This window comes from Pseudomonas fluorescens (assembly GCF_018614655.1).
Classification (GTDB): domain Bacteria; phylum Pseudomonadota; class Gammaproteobacteria; order Pseudomonadales; family Pseudomonadaceae; genus Aquipseudomonas; species Aquipseudomonas fluorescens_BX.
This window is the reverse complement of sequence record NZ_JAGGOG010000020.1, coordinates 40444-57850: the sequence shown is the minus strand read 5'-3', so window position 1 is coordinate 57850 and position 17407 is coordinate 40444. Positions and strand designations below refer to the sequence as shown.

Below are 17407 nucleotides of genomic sequence, written 5' to 3'. Positions count from 1 at the left end.
TGGAGGGGGACGGCGCTGATCATCTGCACGCTAGTTGTTTCTCATGCAAGGGACGGGGTAAGACAGTGCGCTTAAACCCTTGAACTCCAGCGTTGATAAATTTTTCAATGCCCATGAAGGCTATATATCGTCTCACGATTCGGTGCGGGCGGATGATCAGGTATTGCTGGGGTTGGCAGCGTAAATCCGGTCTGTCGGCTAGAGATGATTCTGCGGATTCCCCCAATCCAAATGTGGGAGCGGCGGTGCGACGATTCGACTTGCTCGCGAAAGTGGCGTGTCAGTCAATACATCTGTGTCTGATTCACCGCTTTCGCGAGCAAGCCCGCTCCCACATTTTTTACCGTGTCCGCTTCAGGGCTTAGGTGCGGCGACTACTTACTTCGGCCGGCACATCATCCCCCGCCATGCGCTTGCGGAACAACGCCGTGCGCGCCAGCAGCAAGGTGGTCACCGGTACCGTGATCGACAGCAAGATCGGAATCAACCAACCATGCAGCACCGGGCTGGCCTTGAGCGTCGAAAAGTAGATGATCGACGCCAATGCCACACTCCAGGCCCCCAGCGTCGAGGCCAGTGCCGGCGGGTGCATGCGTTGGAAGAAGTCCTTCATCCGCAGCAACCCAATCGCGCCGATCAGTGCGAATACGCTGCTGAGTACCAGCAGCACGGCCACGATCCCTTCAACCCATAACGGCATCATTCGATCACCTCTCCACGCAGCAGAAATTTCGCCAGGGCAAATGAGCCGACAAAGCCGAACAGCGCAATCAGCAGCGCTGCTTCGAAGTAGGTGTCGCTGGCATACCGAATGCCTAGCACCAGCATCATTAGCATCGCCAGGATGTACAGGTAGTCCAGCGCGAGTACCCGGTCTTGGGCCGATGGGCCTTTGAACAGGCGGAACAGGGTCAGCACCATGGCCAGGGAGAACAGGAACAGGCTGAACAGGATCGCATTGGAGAGCAGGGCGCTCATTCGAAGATCTCCATCAGGGGCCGTTCGTAGGCGTGCTTGAAGTGCTGGATAAATTGCGTTTCGTCATCCAGGTCGAATACGTGCAGCAGCAGGATGCTGCGGTCCAGGGCCAGTTCGGACCAGACGGTGCCGGGGGTCACGCTGGTGATCATTGCCAGCACGGCCAGGCCGTTGGCATCGCGCAGCTCCAGGGGGATTTTGATAAAGCACGAGCGCGGTGGGCGCGAGCCGCAGGTCAGTACGCCCCAGGCCACGTGCAGGTTGGAGATGATCACGTCGCGTCCCACCCGGAAGAACAGGCGGATGATCACCCCAGGACGGCGGATGCGGATCGGCAGTGGACGCAGTGGGGCCATCATCAGCGGTGCGGCGAAGCCGAGGATCGCGCCCAGCAACAGGTTGCCGGGGCTGATGGACAGGTTCAGCACCAGCCATAAGAGCCACAATGCCAACGACAACCACGGGGCGGGGAACAGGCGTTTCATGGCTGTACCTCCGCTGCTGCAGCCTGGGCCTCAGGGCTCGGCACCGGGCGGGTGGCCATGACGGCCATCACGTAGTGCTCGGGGTTATTCAGGCTTTCTGCGGCAGCCTGGGTGTAGCGCATCAGCGCTTCGGCCTTGAAGGTCAGGGCAATGCTCAGGCCGAGCAGGAAGAAGATCGGCACGCACTCGAAGCGGCGCAGCAGCGGCGACGGACGTTCTTCTGGGGTCCAGAAGCGCTGGATACCGAGGCGAGCGAAGGCGATCAACGAGGCCAGGCCGGAGAAGATCAACAGTGCAACCAAGCCCCAGGCGGCGGGGCGGATCGGCTCGTCGACGGCGTTGCCCAAACCCATTGGGTTGATCAAGGCGCTGAGCAGGCTGAGTTTGCCGATAAACCCGGACAACGGCGGCATGCCGATAATCAGCAGGGCGCAGGCAATAAAGCTCAAGCCAAGGAAGGCCACGGTCCAGGGAATGACCTGGCCGACCACGGCTTTCTGTTCATCGTCGAGGTTGGTGCCAGGTGGCGGATGCAGCGACTCCATGGCCGGTGGCAAGGATTCGATTTCTTCTTCCAGCGGCGCATCGTTGGCCGAGCGCGAGCGTTCGATCAGTTCTGCCAGCAGGAACAGCGCGCTCAAGGCCAATGTCGAGCTGAGCAGATAGAACAGTGCACCTGCGGTCAGGCTTGGCTGGGCAAAGCCCACCGCCGACAGCAGGATCCCGGCGGATACCAGGATGCTCAGGCTGGCCATGCGCTCCAGGCGTTGCGCGGCGATCATGGCCAGGGCGGCGCAGATGATGGTTGCCATGCCGCCGTAGATCAGCCAATCACCACCAAAGTACGCCGAGGCGCCTGCTTGCCCGGAGAACAGCAAGGTCCACAAGCGCAGCACGGTGTACACGCCGACTTTGGTCATGATCGCAAACATCGCGGCCACCGGCGCGCTGGCCGCGGAGTAGGCGGGCGCCAGCCAGAAGTTCAGTGGCCACATCCCGGCCTTGGCCAGGAACGCCACGGCGAGGATCGCCGCGCCGGCATGCAGCAGGCCGCGATCGGCTTCCGGTACCAGGGGGATTTTCAGCGCCAGGTCGGCGAAGTTCAGAGTGCCGGTGACGCCATAGATCAGCGCCGCGCCAATCAGGAACAACGACGAAGCCAGCAGGTTGATCGAGATGTAATGCAGCCCCGCCGATACCCGTGCGCGGCCGGAACCGTGGAGCATCAGGCCATAGGAGGCAGCCAGCAGCACCTCGAAAAACACGAACAGGTTGAACAGGTCGGCGGTGAGAAATGCACCGTAAAGCCCCATGAGTTGGATCTGGAACAGAGCGTGGAAGCTGGTGCCCGCGCGGTCCCAGCGGGCCATGGCGAACAACAGGGCGCTGACGCCAATGATCCCGGTGAGGACCAGCATCAATGCGGACAGTTGGTCCACCACCAGCACAATGCCGAACGGCACCTGCCAGTTGCCCGGCAAGTACACGCCGATGGAGCCGGGGCCGCCTTTCTGGGTCCAGTACAACAGCAGCACGGCGATACCGAGACCGATCATGCTGGAGAACAGGTTGATCCGTGCCTTGAGCGGGCGATGTTTCTCGCCCAGCATCAGCATCAGCCCGGCGGTCAGCAACGGCAGCAGGATCGGCGCGATGATCAGTTGATTCATCCAGGTCATTCTTTAGGCTCCCGACCGTCCACGTGGTCAGTGCCGGTCAGGCCCCGGGAGGCCAGCAGCACGACAAGAAACAGCGCGGTCATGGCGAAGCTGATCACGATCGCTGTCAGTACCAGAGCCTGGGGCAGGGGATCGGTGTAGTTGAGCAGGTCTTGCGGTACGCCGTCCTTGATGATCGGCTCCTTGCCGATAAACAGGCTGCCCATGCTGAAAATGAACAGGTTAACCCCGTAGGACAACAGGCACAGGCCCATCACCACCTGGAACGTCCGTGGTCGCAGGATCAACCAGACGCCGGAGGCCGCCAGGACCCCAATGGCAATTGCGATGACTTCTTCCATCAGGCGGCAGCTCCTTTAGACGTGGCAGCGGCTTTCGCCTGGTTGCTGGGTTTATGGGCACGCACCGATTGGTGACCCAGAGCGGTGAGTATCAGCAGGGTCGAGCCGACCACCACGGCGTACACGCCAACGTCGAAGAACAACGCGCTGGCGATATGGATGTCGCCCAGCACCGGCAGGCTGAAGTGCAGCGTGTGGGTGGTGAGGAATGGATACCCCACGAACAGTGCCCCGAGCCCCGTCAGCGTCGCTGACAGCAAACCGAAGCCCATCCAGCGCATCGGTCGCAGGCTCATCTGCGCCTCGACCCACTGGGTGCCGGCAACCATGTATTGCAGGATAAACGCTACCGACATCACCAGGCCGGCGACAAAACCGCCGCCCGGCTGATTGTGGCCGCGCATGAACAGATAGAACGACACCACCAGGGCAATCGGCAGCAGCAGGCGCACCAGCACGGCAGGCACCATCATGAAGCCCAGGGCCGTGTCGCTGGCCTGGCGCGGGTTGACCAGGTCGGTGGCCACGTCCGGTGCCAGTTGGCGCTGTTGCGCGGGCAATTGCATGCTTTCTTTGGAAGGGCGGAAACGTCGCAGCAGGGCGTAGACCGTGAGGGCCACGGCGCCCAACACGGTGATTTCCCCCAGGGTGTCGAAGCCCCGGAAGTCCACCAGCATCACGTTCACCACATTGCTGCCGCCGCCTTCGGGCAGGGCGCGGCTCAAGTAGAACGAGGAGATATCGTTGGGCGTCTGGCGGGTCAGCATCGCGTAGGACAGCAACGCCATGCCGCCACCGACCACGGTGGACAGCAGCAAGTCCCGCAGACGACGGATGCGCGCCTTGGGCACCGAGCTAGGCAGTGGCGAGACGTCTTCGATCCGCCGTGGCAGCCAGCGCAGGCCCAGCAGGATCAGCACGGTGGTCACCACTTCCACTACCAACTGGGTCAGGGCCAGGTCCGGTGCGGAGAACCAGACGAAGGTGACGCAAGTCATCATCCCGCAGACGCTGACCATGGTCAGGGCGGCGAGTCGGTGGTACTTGGCTTGCCAGGCGGCACCCAGGGCGCAGGCGATCGCCAGCAGCCACAGGGTCACGAAGACGATGGAGCCCGGGATCTTCGGCCGGTCGCCCCAACTGATGCCGCTGTGCAGCATCGGGATCAAACCGGCGATCACCGCGGCCAGCACCAGCAGGAACAGCTGGGTTTGCAGGCGCTTGGTGCTGATGCGTTTTTCGAGCTTGCGTACCCCGCGCATCATCACCACCAGCGTGCGCTCGAACCCGCGCTTGCCGTTGAAGTAACTGATGATCGGCGGGTATTTGAAGCGGCCCCGCTTGAGTTGCTTGCGCAGCAGCAGGTAGAGCAAGACGCCGCCGGACATGGCCACCAGGCTCATGATCATCGGCGCGTTCCAGCCGTGCCAGATGGCCAGGCTGTATTCAGGCAGTACACCGCCGACCACGGGAAGGGCGGCGGCGGCAAGGATCGAACCGACTACCTGGGCCGGGAAGATCCCCACCAAGAGGCAGGTAAACACCAGCAACTCTACCGGCGCACGCATCCAGCGCGGCGGTTCGTGCGGGGTATGCGGCAGGTTGGTGGCTTGGGGGCCGAAGAACACATCCACGGTAAAGCGCAGGGCATAGGCGACGCTGAAGGTCCCGGCGATGGTGGCGATCACCGGCAGGGCGATTTCCAGCCAGGCAGTGGCGGAGATGAATACCGTCTCGGCGAAGAACATTTCCTTGGAGAGGAAGCCGTTAAGCAACGGTACGCCGGCCATGGAGGCGCTGGCGACCATGGCGAGGGTGGCGGTAAACGGAATCAGCTTGAACAGGCCGCTGAGTTTACGGATATCGCGGGTGCCACTTTCGTGGTCGATAATCCCCGCCGCCATGAACAGCGAAGCCTTGAAGGTCGCGTGGTTGAGAATGTGAAAGACGGCGGCAACCGCGGCCAGCGGGCTGTTGAGACCCAACAATAAGGTGATCAGGCCGAGGTGGCTGATGGTGGAGTAGGCCAGCAGGCCCTTGAGATCATTCTGGAACATGGCGCAATAGGCGCCGAGGAGGAGGGTAATAGCGCCGGCACCGCCGACGATCCAGAACCATTCTTCGCTACCGGACAGCGACGGCCACAGGCGGGCCAGCAGAAACACGCCGGCCTTCACCATCGTTGCCGAGTGCAGGTAGGCCGACACCGGTGTCGGTGCGGCCATGGCGTGAGGCAGCCAGAAGTGGAAGGGGAATTGCGCGCTTTTGCTCAGGGCGCCAATCAGCACCAGCGCCAACATGATCGGGTACAGGGAATGGGCGCGGATCTGGTCGCCAGCGGCCAACACCTGGTCCAGGTCATAGCTGCCGACGATATGCCCCAGCAGCATCACCCCCGCCAGCAGGCACAAGCCGCCTGCGCCGGTGACCATCAGCGCCATATAAGCGCCACGCCGGGCATCGGCGCGGTGGTGCCAATAGCCGATCAACAGGAACGAGAACAGGCTGGTCAGTTCCCAGAAGAACACGATCTGGATCAGGTTGCCGGAGATCACCAAGCCCAGCATCGCGCCCATGAACGCCAGGAAAAATGCGAAGAACCGCGGCACCGGGTCTTCCGGCGACATGTAATAACGGGCGTACAGCGACACCAGCGTGCCGATGCCCAGGACGAGCATCGAGAACAGCCAGGCAAAACCGTCCATGCGCAGCACGAAGTCCAGGCCCAGGCTGGGTAACCACATGAACTCTTCGCGAATCACGCCACCATGGGCGATCTGGGGGTAGAGCAGGGCGACTTGTACAGTTCCGACCAGGGCCACAAGGCCGGCCAGCAGGGATTCAGTGTTACGTGCGTTGTGCGGCAGCAAGGCCGCCAGACAGCTGCCGATAAAAGGCAGAAGCAGTAGAACTATCAGGGACATAGGCTTCTAATCTGCGGGAGTTTGGGATGCATCATACGTGCCGGATTCCGGATCACCAAACGGCAACCTGTGGCAGGATCCTACAAGCTAAGCTGAAAAAGTCGATTTAGCACTCAGCTCTGGCTCTCTTGTTCCAACGCCTCGTTCAACTCGACGGCTTTGCGCCCCCGCGTCTTCATCTCACTGACAATCACCGCCAGCACAATCAGCGCAGCCCCCACCATGGCAATCGGCGGGAAACGTTCGCCGGCAATCCGCCCAACCACGCCGGCCCACACAGGCTCCCCGGCGTAGATCAAGGTTGCACGGGTCGGCGAGACGCTTTTCTGCGCCCAGTTCATTGCCACCTGGATCACCGCACTGGTCAGCCCCAGGCCCACGGCACTGAACAACAGCAACCAGGAAAACCCCGGAAGGGCTTCACCCATGGGCACTACCAACAGGAACGACAACACCGAGGCGGTGGCCAGTTGCACCACGGTCACCCGGCGTACATCCACTTGCCCGGCATAGGCGCTGATCAAGATGATCTCGGCGGCAATTGCAATCGCGCCGATCAGGGTGGCGATTTCACCGGGGCTGAAATTCAGCGACGCGCCGGCAGGGCCGGTCAACAGCATCAACCCGGCGAACGCCAGCATGATGCCGATGCTTGGCATCAACCCTGGCCGGCGGCCCAGCACCAGCCACTGCAACAGCGGCACAAAGGGCACATACAGCGCGGTGATAAAGGCTGATTGGCTGCTGAGAATCGTCTGCAGCCCGATAGTCTGCAAGCCATAGCCGAACATGATCGCCACCCCGATAAAGCACCCGGCCTTCAGCTCGAACAGGGTCAAGTCACGCAAGGTACGAAACGAGAACAGGCCGACCATCAACGCTGCGGCCGCAAAGCGCAGGCCGACAAAAAACATCGGTCCACTGACGGTCATGGCGTGTTGCACCAGCAGAAAGGTGCCGCCCCAGATCATGGTGATCACCACCAGCACGCACTCGGCTTTGCTGAAACGGGAAAAACGCGGGGAGGAGGTCGAGGTGGTCATGGCGGCTCTGGTCTTGCACAGGAAGGGCGTGGAACGCACAATGCGTCGCAGCTGGGCAGTATACTGCGCAACCCCACCCTGTGAGCAATATAGTGCACAAAGAAAATCCGCAACGGGCTTCGGTCCTGCAACACGTCAGCCAGAACGTTCGCCGCTTGCGCCATACAGCCGAACTGAGCCAGACCGCATTGTCCGAAAAGTCCGGCGTCAGTCGGCGGATGCTGGTGGCCATCGAAGCGGGTGAAAAGAACGTCAGCCTGTCTACTCTTGATCGTGTCGCCGAAGCACTGGACGTGGCGTTCAGCGACCTGATCCAGGCCCCGGATGTGCGTGACCACAGCCGCATCAATGAACTGGCCTGGGCAGGCGAAATCGACGGCAGCAAAGCGGTGTTGCTGGCCAAGGCCAGCGCTCGTCGAGAAGTCGAGTTGTGGGAATGGCGGCTGGAGCCCGGTGATCGTTATTGCCCGGATCCGGACCTGGAGGGCTGGAGTGAACAGTTGTTTGTCTTTGAGGGTTGCCTGACCCTGATACTGGGTGAGGAAGCTCAGCAGATCGGCGCCGGCGAGTTCTACATGTTCGCCAGCCACCAGCCCCACAGCTATCGCAATGAGGGTGATATTGCGGTGAGGTTTGTACGAAACGTGGTGATCTGACTGTTGATAGCGCAACAGTGGTTGAACATTTTGCTGGTTTGAAGCTACAAGCGCGTCTCTGATACTTATGTAATCCTATGATTTTATTGATCATTAGATTCAGGCACGACTCCTGCAATTGCTCCGGTATCTCTCTGAAGCCCGGAGTCGGCCCATGCCAGTCCAACCTCTACATCCTGCCCACATCATCCGCACGGACGCCGAAGCCATCAGCGTCGCCACTGAACTGGCCAAGCGCTTCGCTGTCGACGCCAGCGTGCGCGACCGTGAGCGCCGCCTGCCGGTAGCCGAGCTGGATGAGTTCTCCGCCAGCGGCTTGTGGGGCATTACGGTCCCCAGGGCTTACGGTGGCGCCGAGGTGTCCTATGTGACGGTGGCCGAGGTGATCAAGCTGATCTCCGCTGCCGACCCATCCCTGGGGCAAATCCCGCAGAACCATTTGGGCGTGGTGGACATCCTCATACAAACCGCCAGCGAAGCGCAGAAGCAGCACTACTTTGCCAAGGTGCTGCAAGGCTATCGCTTCGGCAACGCCTTCTCCGAAGCCAAGAGCAAAACCGCTGCTGCCTTCGAAACACGTATTCGTTTTGACGACGTCAGTGCGCAGATTGATGGCGAGAAGTTCTACTGCACCGGTGCGTTGTTCGCCCATATCGTGCCGACGGTGGCGGTCAACGAGGAAAATCAGGCGTTCATTTCCTTTATCGAGCGCGACAATCCTGGCCTGACGGTGATCGACAGCTGGGACGGTTTCGGCCAGCGCACCACCGCCAGTGGCGGTGTCACCCTCAATGCGGTCAATGTCCCGTTGGATGCGGTGATTCCGGCCCACAAGGCGTATGACCAACCCACCGCCGACGGCCCTATTTCGCAGATCATCCAGGCCGCCGTAGACACCGGCATCGCCATCGGCGCCCTTGATGCAGCCAAGACTTATGCCCGCCAAGCCCGGCCGTGGATCGACAGCCAACAGGATCACGGCTGGCAGGACCCGTTCACCATTGCCGCCATTGGCGACCTGGAATGGCGCGTCCACGGCGCTGAAGCCATCCTCGCCAAGGCTGGTCGCGCTGTCGACCTGGCTCTGGCTGAACCCAACGAAGACACGGTGGCCAACGCTTCGCTGATTGTTGCCCAGGCCAAGGTTCTTTCCACCGAGATTGCCTTGCTCGCCAGCAGCAAGTTGTTCGAGCTGGCCGGCACCCGCTCGGTGCTCGGCAAACACAACCTCGACCGTCACTGGCGCAACGCGCGTACCCACACCCTGCATGACCCGGCCCGCTGGAAGTACCACCTGATCGGCAATTTCCTGCTCAACGGCGTCAAGCCGGCGCGCCACGCCTGGAACTGAGGAGCTTTCGATGAATGCACTGACCCAACCGGATGCCTTGCAGCAGGCACGCCATCTGCTGGAAAGCACCTTGCGCTTTGTCCGGCACAGCGACGATCCCTATGTCATCAGCCGTTTTGGCGACTTGCAGATTCGCATCGACGTCGCCGCCGCACTGCTCGAACGCGCTGAAACGCTCAAAGGCCAAAGCCCCATCGAAACAGAGATTGCCTTTACCGAAGCCCAAATCGCCAGCGCCGAAGCCTTGATCGCCGCCAGCAACGCCGAATTCGAATTGACCGGCCAGCGCACCGCGCTGCCGTCCACCCTGGGTGACCCGTTGCGCTGGAAATACCAGATCGTCGGCAACTACCGCCTCAACGGTGTCGCCCCCAGGAGTGCTGTTTGATGCCCCGTGAAATCCGCCTGAATGCCTTCGACATGAATTGTGTCGGTCACCAATCCCCCGGCCTATGGGCGCACCCGCGTGACCGTTCGTGGCAGTACAAGGACTTGGAGTACTGGACCGACCTGGCGAAGATCCTTGAGCGTGGCAAGTTCGACGGTCTGTTCATCGCCGACGTGCTGGGCATCTACGACGTGTACAACGGCAACGGCGACGCAGCGATTCGCCAGGCCGCGCAGGTGCCGGTCAATGATCCGCTGTCGCTGATCGCACCCATGGCAATGGTCACCGAACACCTGGGTTTCGGCCTGACTGCGTCGCTGTCGTTCGAACACCCGTATCCGTTCGCGCGCCGGCTTTCCACCCTCGATCACCTGACCAAGGGCCGCGTCGGCTGGAACATCGTCACCTCCTACCTGGAAAGCGGCGCCAAGAACCTCGGCCAGAAGGCCCAGACCGAACATGACGCACGCTACGACTATGCCGAGGAATACCTCGAGGTTTGCTACAAACTCTGGGAAGGCAGTTGGGAGGAGGGCGCCGTGTTGCGGGATCGCGAGCGGCAGATTTTCAGTGACCCGAGCAAAATCCACGAGATCCGCCACGCCGGCAAACACTTCCAGGTGCCCGGCATCCACCTCTGCGAGCCCTCGCCACAACGCACGCCGGTGCTGTACCAGGCCGGGGCCTCCAGCCGTGGCAAGCAATTCGCCGCCGAGCAGGCTGAATGTGTGTTCGTTGCCGCGCCGTCGAAGGTACTGCTGAAAAAGACCGTCGCCGACATCCGCCGTCGCGCGGCAGAAGCGGGGCGTGATCCGAAGAAAATCCTGATCTTCAACCTGCAGACGGTGATCGTCGGCGAAACCGATGCCAAGGCCAAAGCCAAGTTCGAGGAATACAAATCCTACGTCAGCTACGAAGGGGCGATGGCGCTGATTTCTGGCTGGACCGGTATTGATTTCAGCCAGTTCAAGCCGGATGAGCCGCTCAAACATGTGCACACCAATGCCATTCAATCGGCGGTGGAAGCGTTCTCCACCGCAGACCCGAACAAGGTCTGGACGCCCAATGAATTGGCAGACTGGGTAGGGATCGGTGGCTTTGGACCGTTGTTTGTCGGCGGGCCGCAGACGGTGGCTGACCTGTTGCAGGAGTGGGTTGAAGAGACGGATGTCGATGGCTTCAACCTGGCCTATGCGCTGACCCACGAGACGTTCATCGACGCTGTGGACTTGCTGGTGCCGGAGCTGCAGAAGCGCGGGGCCTACAAGACCGAATACACCCAGGGCACGCTACGCGAGAAGTTGTTTGGAGAAGGGGCGCGGTTGCCGCAGAACCATCCGGGCGCCGGCTATCGCGACCTTGCGACCCTACACGGTTCAAATGTGGGAGGTCCCACTACCTCTTCGACGTAGCGCTGTCGCGCAGCAAACTGGGACCTCTGTGGCGAGCGGGCTTGTCCCGCGTTGGGGTGCGAAGCACCCCTGATGAAGACGAATGCGGTGTATCAGGCACTCCTCTGCGCCTGGTTTTGGGGCTGCTGCGCAGCCCAACGGGGGCGATACGGCGATCCGGCAAGCCCGCTCGCCACAAGAATGCGGTCGCCTGAAATTGTTTATGCAGGCCTCAAGACTTTAGGGTTAAATTTTAACCCTTTAAAATCAGTAAGTTATTTTAAATTTGATAAGAGCTTTATTGTTTTATAGATCCCAGCCAGCGGACCACCGCACGCTTACCCACCAATAGGAGCATCACCCCTATGAGCGTGCACACACTCAACCGTCCATTGGATGTGGAATGGCCTGCCGAATGGGTCACGGGCTTGCCCAAGGCCCTGGAGCAATTGCATCACTGGGCACAGGTCAGTCCGTTGCACACAGCCTTGCGTCATAAGCGTCATGGCCAGTGGTACGCCTGGCGCTGGATCGATGCCTTGCGCGATGTCGAGCGTCTGGTTGATGGCCTTCGTCAGAAGGGTTTTACCGAGCAATCGCGATTGGCTTTGAGCGGTGCCTTCGAGCCGAATCTATTGCTGCTGGCCCTGGCCGCCCAGTCCATTGGCGGTCAGATCCTGACCCTCGCCGATGACCTGGAACCCACCACATTGCACAAACTGCTGTGGCGCTTGCGTCCGACTCACGCTTACGTCCGAGGCCGTCAGCAGGTGCAGCACTGGCTGGCGGTGGCCGGTAGCAGTGCCGCCCCTCAGTGGTTGATCACCGAGCAAGCAGCGCCTGGGAACGGGGTACTGGTGTTCTCCCAATTGCTTGGCCCCCTGGACCCTGCGCGACGCCTCAACCGGTGGTGGCAGCCCGGCGGCGAAACCGCGTTGTGGAGCGAGGAGGGCACTCACTGGCAAGGCGGCCTGGCCGTGGTGCTGGAGCAATGGCTGAGCAGTGGCCAGAACCTGGCCTTCCCGGAAAGCCGTGGCTCGGCCCGGCGTGATCGCAGCGAAGTCGCCCCCACCGGTTTGCTGCTGTCGCCTGCGCGTTTGCAGCACCTGGCCGATGAGATCGAACGCCGCCTGGCTCCGGTCGGCACCTGGCGCCGTCGGTTGTCCGAGTGGGCCATCGCCCACCCACAAAGCGGCCTGCGCCGGCTGATCAAAAATCGTGTACGGCGGCTGCTGGGGTTCCAGCGTTTGCAGTACATCTGGCAGGCCCCGGCGACTCGGCAGAACAGCACCGAGCCGGAATGGCTGGTGGAATTCAAACGGGATATTGCATGAGCGAAGCCATTCTCCAGGTGCGCGACATTTCCCTGTCCTTCAAAGGGGTCAAGGCCATCAACGCCTTGTCCTTTGACGTGCAGCGCGGCGAGATCTGCGCACTGATCGGCCCCAACGGCGCCGGCAAAAGCTCGTTGCTCAACGTGCTCAATGGTGTGTACCGATTTGATGCCGGCGAGATCGTGTTCGAGCAGCAGCATTTCCACCGCATTGACCCGTTGGGTGCGGCACGCCGAGGCATTGGGCGCACGTTCCAGAACAACGCTTTGTTCAAGAAGATGAGCGTGATCGACAACATCCTGACTGGCCTGTCCCGGCATACCCGCAGCACTTTTATCGAACAGGCCCTCGGCTTGCCCAGAGCGCGGCGCGAGGCTGAAGCCTTCCGCCAACGCGCCCAGGGCATCCTCGATTTCCTCGAACTGCAGGCCCACCGCGAGGTGCTGGTGGGCAATCTTTCATACGGCCTGCAAAAGCGCGTGGAATTGGGCCGGGCGCTGATTGCCGGCCCGAGCCTGTTGCTGCTGGACGAGCCCATGGCCGGCATGAACGCTGAGGAGAAGCAGGAAATGGCGCGATTCGTGGCTGACGTGAACCGCGACCTCGGCACCACCGTCGTGCTGATCGAACACGATATGGGCGTGGTAATGGGCCTGTCGGATCATGTGGTGGTGCTCGATTACGGGCGCAAGGTGGGTGACGGCACGCCGATGCAAGTGCAGGCCAACCCCGACGTCATCGCGGCCTATCTGGGAGTGCTCAACCCATGACGTTCTTTTTCGAAACCCTGCTCGGTGGCCTGCTCGCGGGCACCATGTACTCGCTGGTCGCCATTGGTTTTGTGCTGATCTACAAGGCCAGCGGCGTGTTCAATTTTGCCCAGGGCTCGATGCTGCTGTTCGCCGCCCTGACGTTTGTCAGCCTGCACGACCAAGGCGTGCCGTTTGCCCTGGCCTTGCTGCTGACGGTGATCGTGATGATCGTCGGTGCGTTGCTCATCGAACGGCTGGTATTGCGTCCGTTGGTGAACCGCTCGCAAATCACCTTGTTCATGGCCACCCTCGGTCTGTCCTTCATCATCGAAGGCCTGGCCCAAGGCCTGATGGGCTCGCAAGTGCGCGCCCTGGATCTGGGTATCGACGACGTGCCGCTGTTTCTCGGACCGCTGATGCTCAGCCAGTTCGACCTGATCGCCGCAGCGGCCGCCGTGGTGTTGGTGACAGTGCTGGCGTTGCTGTTTAACAAGACTCGTATCGGCGTATCCCTGCGGGCGGTGGCCGATGACACCACGGCGGCGTTGTCCATCGGCATCAACCTCAACCGTATCTGGCAGATCGTCTGGGCGGTGGCCGGTATTGTCGGGCTGGTGGCCGGCTTGCTCTGGGGCGCGCGCCAAGGCGTGCAGTTTTCCTTGTCGCTGGTGGTGCTCAAGGCGTTGCCGGTGTTGATCATTGGCGGCTTTACCTCGATTGGCGGTGCGATTGTCGGCGGGTTGATCGTTGGTGCGGCGGAGAACCTCGCCGAGGTTTACATCGGCCCGCTGATCGGCGGCGGCATCACACCGTGGTTCGCGTATGTCCTGGCCCTGGCCTTCCTGTATATCCGTCCCGCCGGCCTGTTTGGCGAGCGCGCCATCGAGCGAGTCTGAAAGTATGTCGATTCCTGTTGCCCATGAAACCGCTCCGTTGTTGTTGATTCAACGACGCTTGCCCTGGGGCCTGATTGGCCTGTTGGTGCTGGCCTTCATCGTGGTACCGCTGTGGGGCAATGACTATTGGCTCAACGCGATTTTGATTCCGTTCCTGGTGCTGTCACTGGCCGGGCTGGGATTGAACCTGTTGACCGGCTACACCGGCCAGACGTCGGTCGGTGCGGCGGGCTTCATGGCGGTTGGCGCGTTTGCCACTTACGGTTTTCTGCTGCGCCTGCCGGAGTTGGGCTTGCCGGTAGCGCTGCTGGGTGGCGGGGTTATCAGCGCGTTGGTGGGGCTGCTGTTCGGCTTGCCCAGTTCGCGGATCAAAGGTTTCTACCTGATGGTCACTACCCTGGCCGCGCAGTTTTTCCTGGAATGGCTGTTCGTCAAATTCCCCTGGTTCTACAACTATGGCTCCTCCGGGACCATTTCCGCACCGAAGCTTGCGCTGTTCGGTCATGACCTCAATACGCCCGTGGGCCGCTATCTGCTGACCTTGGTCACCGTGTTGCTGTTGACCTGGACCGCCGTGAACCTGGTGCGCAGCCAGGTGGGACGCAATTGGATGGCGATCCGTGACATGGACACCGCCGCCGCCGTGGTTGGCATTCCGGTGGTGCGCTACAAGCGTCTGGCATTTGCCGTCAGCTCGTTCTACCTGGGGATTGCCGGTGCGTTATGGGCCTTTGCGTATCTGGGCACCGCGAGCGCCAGCAGCTTCGATATTAATCGCTCCTTTCAGATCCTGTTCATCATCATTATCGGCGGCATGGGCAGCATTGCCGGCAACTTCGTCGGCGCAGCTTTCATCAGTTTGCTGCCGATCTTTCTCAGCCATGCCGGGCAAGCGTTGTTCGGCGGTTCGGTGGATGCCGGGCAGCTGCAGAACCTGCAAAAAATCATCTTTGGCGTGTTGATCATCGTGTTCCTGATCAAGGAACCCGAGGGTTTGATTCGCCTGTTGCACAACCTGCGTGAACGGCTGCGCCAATGGCCGCTGCGTTTCTGAATCCGTCCCTTAAGAGAATCTCCATGCGTGCATCCTTGAAACGTTCCCTGGCCGGCGCTGCTTTCGCGCTGGCGGCATTGGCGGGTGCAGTCCCGCAGGCCATGGCCTCGCCCGACCAACAATTCATTCCGCTGGCCACCTACCGTGTCGGCGCCTATGCCTCCAGCGGCGTGCAGGTGTGGGCCGGGATGATCGACTACCTGCGCTATATCAACGAGGTTGAAGGCGGCATCAATGGCGTCAAGCTGGTGTGGCAGGAATGCGAGACCGAATGGACGGCGGAGAAGGGCATCGAGTGCTACGAGCGCTTCAAGAATGGCTTGGACGGCGCACCGGTCGCGGTTTACCAGCCTAACGGTGCGCCTGCGGCCTACGCCTTGAGCGAGCGGGCAGAGGTGGACAAGATTCCGCTGATCACCCTCGGTTACGGGCGCACCGAAGCCACCGACGGCACGGTGTTTCCCTACAACTTCCCGGTGATGCTGACCTTCTACAGCGAAGCCTCGACCCTGGTGAATTACATCGCCCAGCGCGAAGGTGGGTTTGACAAGCTCAAGGGCAAGAAAATCGCCACCGTCTACCACGACTCCGCTTATGGCCGGGAGACCCTTGGACCACTGAAGTTGCTGGCCGAGAAATACGGTTTTGAAAATATCCAGATCCCCGTGGCCGATCCCGGCAACGAGCAGTCGGCGCAATGGCGCCAGGTGCGCCAGGCCAATCCGGATTGGGTGTTCCTGCGTACCTGGGGCGTTTCAACCCCGGTGGCGGTCAAGACTGCTGCGCGCTTCGGCTTTGCGGTGGACCATATCATCGGCGACATCTGGGCCAGTTCCAGTGAAGACGTATTGCCCGCCGGCGCCGCCGCCAAGGGCTACCTGGCGCTGACGCCCTACCCGGCGGGCAGCGATTTCGAGATCCACAAGCGCCTCAAGCAATACGTTCTCGACACGGGCCACAGCGACCTCAAAGACCTGAAAAACTTCGGCAGCGTCTACTACAACTCGGGCCTGGTGAACGCCGCCGTGGCCGTGGAAGCGATTCGCACCGGCCAGGCCAAGTTCGGCAAGCGCCCGCTCAATGGCGAAGAAGGGCGCTGGGGCCTGGAGCACCTGAACATCGACGACGCAAGGCTCAAGGACATGGGTTATCTGGGGTTGATGCAGAACCTCAAACTCTCGTGCCGCGACCATGAAGGCGGCGGCTCGGCGCGGATCCAGCAATGGGACGGCGCCAACTGGACGTTGATCAGCGACTGGATCGCCGCCGACCGTGCACTGCTGCGTCCACTGATCGATGAGAAGTCCGCCGCCTTTGCCAAGGAAAAAGGCCTGACGCCGCGCACCTGCACGGGGGATGAATAAGTCATGAGCGAAGCTGCCCGCGAGCCATGGAGTCAGACGCTGCTTCAGGTCAATGACATTGAAGTGATCTACGACGGCGCGATCCTGGCCGTGGCCGGGGTGTCCCTGAGTGTGCCCAAGGGCGCCATCGTCGCCTTGCTCGGCGCCAATGGTGCGGGCAAGAGCACCACCCTCAAGGCCATCTCCGGCCTGGTGCGGGCGGAACGGGCCGAGGTCAGCCGGGGTTTGATCGAGTATCAGGGGCGCGACCTGGCCGGGGTCGACCCCAGCCAGCGCGTGCGCCAGGGCATGGTCCATGTGCTGGAGGGCCGACACGTGTTCGGCCAACTGACAGTGGAAGACAATCTGCGCAGCGGCGGCTTCGTGCGGCGCTTGAGCCGCAAGGACATGGAGCAGGACCTGGAGCGGATCTACGCCTGGTTCCCGCGGCTCAAGACCAAGCGCCATACCCGCGCCGGGCTGACTTCCGGTGGCGAGCAGCAGATGGTCGCCATCGGCCGGGCGCTGATGACCCGTCCGACGCTGGTACTGTTGGACGAGCCATCCATGGGCTTGGCGCCGATGATCGTCCAGGAGATTTTCGAGATCATCGGCCAACTCAATCGTGAGCAGCAGGTGAGCTTTTTGATCGCTGAGCAAAACATCAATGTCGCCCTCAACTATGCGTCCCAGGGTTATGTGCTGGATACTGGGCGTGTCGTTTTGAGTGGCAGTGCAGCTGAATTGCTGGCGCGGGGCGATTTGCATGACATTTATCTGGGCAGACAGTAA

General features: G+C 61.4%; 17 protein-coding genes. 10 read left to right on the top strand and 7 right to left on the bottom strand.

Annotated features, from left to right (window positions below):
• Positions 1-361 precede the first annotated feature (361 nt).
• The 7 genes from J7E41_RS21095 to J7E41_RS21065 form a co-directional block, all read right to left on the bottom strand.
• On the bottom strand, positions 362-703 hold the full coding sequence (locus J7E41_RS21095; protein ID WP_214995899.1) for a Na+/H+ antiporter subunit G: 342 nt from the start codon (positions 701-703) through the stop codon (positions 362-364).
• Entirely contained in the window at positions 700-978 is a 279-nt protein-coding gene (locus J7E41_RS21090; RefSeq protein WP_214995897.1) for a K+/H+ antiporter subunit F, read from the bottom strand. The genes J7E41_RS21095 and J7E41_RS21090 overlap by 4 nt, the downstream gene beginning before the upstream one ends.
• On the bottom strand, positions 975-1463 hold the full coding sequence (locus tag J7E41_RS21085; protein ID WP_214995895.1) for a Na+/H+ antiporter subunit E: 489 nt from the start codon (positions 1461-1463) through the stop codon (positions 975-977). Before J7E41_RS21085 ends, J7E41_RS21090 begins: the two co-directional genes overlap by 4 nt.
• A complete protein-coding gene (locus J7E41_RS21080; RefSeq protein ID WP_214995893.1) occupies positions 1460-3142 on the bottom strand; it encodes a monovalent cation/H+ antiporter subunit D in 1683 nt (560 codons plus the stop codon). Before J7E41_RS21080 ends, J7E41_RS21085 begins: the two co-directional genes overlap by 4 nt.
• Positions 3139-3483, bottom strand: a complete 345-nt coding sequence (locus J7E41_RS21075) for a Na+/H+ antiporter subunit C (protein ID WP_003192163.1) — start codon at positions 3481-3483, stop codon at positions 3139-3141. The genes J7E41_RS21080 and J7E41_RS21075 overlap by 4 nt, the downstream gene beginning before the upstream one ends.
• Positions 3483-6407 (bottom strand): monovalent cation/H+ antiporter subunit A, encoded by a 2925-nt coding sequence (locus tag J7E41_RS21070; RefSeq protein ID WP_214995891.1) that lies wholly within the window; start codon positions 6405-6407, stop codon positions 3483-3485. Before J7E41_RS21070 ends, J7E41_RS21075 begins: the two co-directional genes overlap by 1 nt.
• A gap of 113 nt (positions 6408-6520) precedes the next feature.
• Positions 6521-7450 carry a DMT family transporter gene (locus tag J7E41_RS21065; protein ID WP_214995889.1) on the bottom strand — a complete coding sequence of 310 codons (930 nt, stop codon included), beginning with the start codon at positions 7448-7450 and terminating at the stop codon, positions 6521-6523.
• A gap of 92 nt (positions 7451-7542) precedes the next feature.
• Between J7E41_RS21065 and J7E41_RS21060 the strand changes: the two genes are divergently transcribed.
• From J7E41_RS21060 to J7E41_RS21015, 10 genes are all read left to right on the top strand, one after another.
• The gene (locus tag J7E41_RS21060) at positions 7543-8106 is read left to right on the top strand and encodes a helix-turn-helix domain-containing protein (protein WP_214995887.1); all 564 of its coding nucleotides are present in this window, start codon (positions 7543-7545) and stop codon (positions 8104-8106) included.
• A gap of 154 nt (positions 8107-8260) precedes the next feature.
• Positions 8261-9457, top strand: coding sequence for an SfnB family sulfur acquisition oxidoreductase (locus J7E41_RS21055; protein WP_214995885.1), 1197 nt, complete (start codon positions 8261-8263; stop codon positions 9455-9457).
• A 10-nt stretch (positions 9458-9467) separates the two neighbouring features.
• Entirely contained in the window at positions 9468-9845 is a 378-nt protein-coding gene (locus tag J7E41_RS21050) for an acyl-CoA dehydrogenase (protein WP_214995883.1), read from the top strand.
• Positions 9845-11257, top strand: coding sequence for an LLM class flavin-dependent oxidoreductase (locus tag J7E41_RS21045; protein WP_214995881.1), 1413 nt, complete (start codon positions 9845-9847; stop codon positions 11255-11257). Before J7E41_RS21050 ends, J7E41_RS21045 begins: the two co-directional genes overlap by 1 nt.
• A gap of 344 nt (positions 11258-11601) precedes the next feature.
• Complete coding sequence (locus J7E41_RS21040; RefSeq protein WP_214995879.1) at positions 11602-12570, top strand: acyl-CoA synthetase; 969 nt, start codon at positions 11602-11604, stop codon at positions 12568-12570.
• Positions 12567-13340 carry an ABC transporter ATP-binding protein gene (locus tag J7E41_RS21035; protein WP_214995877.1) on the top strand — a complete coding sequence of 258 codons (774 nt, stop codon included), beginning with the start codon at positions 12567-12569 and terminating at the stop codon, positions 13338-13340. The genes J7E41_RS21040 and J7E41_RS21035 overlap by 4 nt, the downstream gene beginning before the upstream one ends.
• Positions 13337-14218 (top strand): branched-chain amino acid ABC transporter permease, encoded by an 882-nt coding sequence (locus J7E41_RS21030; RefSeq protein WP_169355127.1) that lies wholly within the window; start codon positions 13337-13339, stop codon positions 14216-14218. The genes J7E41_RS21035 and J7E41_RS21030 overlap by 4 nt, the downstream gene beginning before the upstream one ends.
• 4 nt (positions 14219-14222) lie before the next feature.
• On the top strand, positions 14223-15272 hold the full coding sequence (locus J7E41_RS21025) for a branched-chain amino acid ABC transporter permease (RefSeq protein ID WP_214995875.1): 1050 nt from the start codon (positions 14223-14225) through the stop codon (positions 15270-15272).
• Positions 15273-15295: 23 nt separating this feature from the next.
• Positions 15296-16636, top strand: coding sequence for an ABC transporter substrate-binding protein (locus J7E41_RS21020; RefSeq protein WP_214995873.1), 1341 nt, complete (start codon positions 15296-15298; stop codon positions 16634-16636).
• Positions 16637-16639: 3 nt separating this feature from the next.
• A complete protein-coding gene (locus J7E41_RS21015; protein WP_214995871.1) occupies positions 16640-17407 on the top strand; it encodes an ABC transporter ATP-binding protein in 768 nt (255 codons plus the stop codon).

Excerpts from the sequence above, each read along its gene's own strand:
- J7E41_RS21045 (WP_214995881.1), top strand. The coding sequence starts at position 9,845 with ATGCCCCGTGAAATCCGCCTGAATGCCTTCGACATGAATTGTGTCGGT.
- J7E41_RS21025 (WP_214995875.1), top strand. The coding sequence starts at position 14,223 with ATGTCGATTCCTGTTGCCCATGAAACCGCTCCGTTGTTGTTGATTCAA.
- J7E41_RS21075 (WP_003192163.1), bottom strand. The coding sequence starts at position 3,483 with ATGGAAGAAGTCATCGCAATTGCCATTGGGGTCCTGGCGGCCTCCGGC.
- J7E41_RS21030 (WP_169355127.1), top strand. The coding sequence starts at position 13,337 with ATGACGTTCTTTTTCGAAACCCTGCTCGGTGGCCTGCTCGCGGGCACC.
- J7E41_RS21015 (WP_214995871.1), top strand. The coding sequence starts at position 16,640 with ATGAGCGAAGCTGCCCGCGAGCCATGGAGTCAGACGCTGCTTCAGGTC.
- J7E41_RS21035 (WP_214995877.1), top strand. The coding sequence starts at position 12,567 with ATGAGCGAAGCCATTCTCCAGGTGCGCGACATTTCCCTGTCCTTCAAA.
- J7E41_RS21070 (WP_214995891.1), bottom strand. The coding sequence starts at position 6,407 with ATGTCCCTGATAGTTCTACTGCTTCTGCCTTTTATCGGCAGCTGTCTG.
- J7E41_RS21040 (WP_214995879.1), top strand. The coding sequence starts at position 11,602 with ATGAGCGTGCACACACTCAACCGTCCATTGGATGTGGAATGGCCTGCC.
- J7E41_RS21095 (WP_214995899.1), bottom strand. The coding sequence starts at position 703 with ATGATGCCGTTATGGGTTGAAGGGATCGTGGCCGTGCTGCTGGTACTC.
- J7E41_RS21065 (WP_214995889.1), bottom strand. The coding sequence starts at position 7,450 with ATGACCACCTCGACCTCCTCCCCGCGTTTTTCCCGTTTCAGCAAAGCC.
- J7E41_RS21020 (WP_214995873.1), top strand. The coding sequence starts at position 15,296 with ATGCGTGCATCCTTGAAACGTTCCCTGGCCGGCGCTGCTTTCGCGCTG.
- J7E41_RS21050 (WP_214995883.1), top strand. The coding sequence starts at position 9,468 with ATGAATGCACTGACCCAACCGGATGCCTTGCAGCAGGCACGCCATCTG.
- J7E41_RS21090 (WP_214995897.1), bottom strand. The coding sequence starts at position 978 with ATGAGCGCCCTGCTCTCCAATGCGATCCTGTTCAGCCTGTTCCTGTTC.
- J7E41_RS21080 (WP_214995893.1), bottom strand. The coding sequence starts at position 3,142 with ATGACCTGGATGAATCAACTGATCATCGCGCCGATCCTGCTGCCGTTG.
- J7E41_RS21085 (WP_214995895.1), bottom strand. The coding sequence starts at position 1,463 with ATGAAACGCCTGTTCCCCGCCCCGTGGTTGTCGTTGGCATTGTGGCTC.
- J7E41_RS21055 (WP_214995885.1), top strand. The coding sequence starts at position 8,261 with ATGCCAGTCCAACCTCTACATCCTGCCCACATCATCCGCACGGACGCC.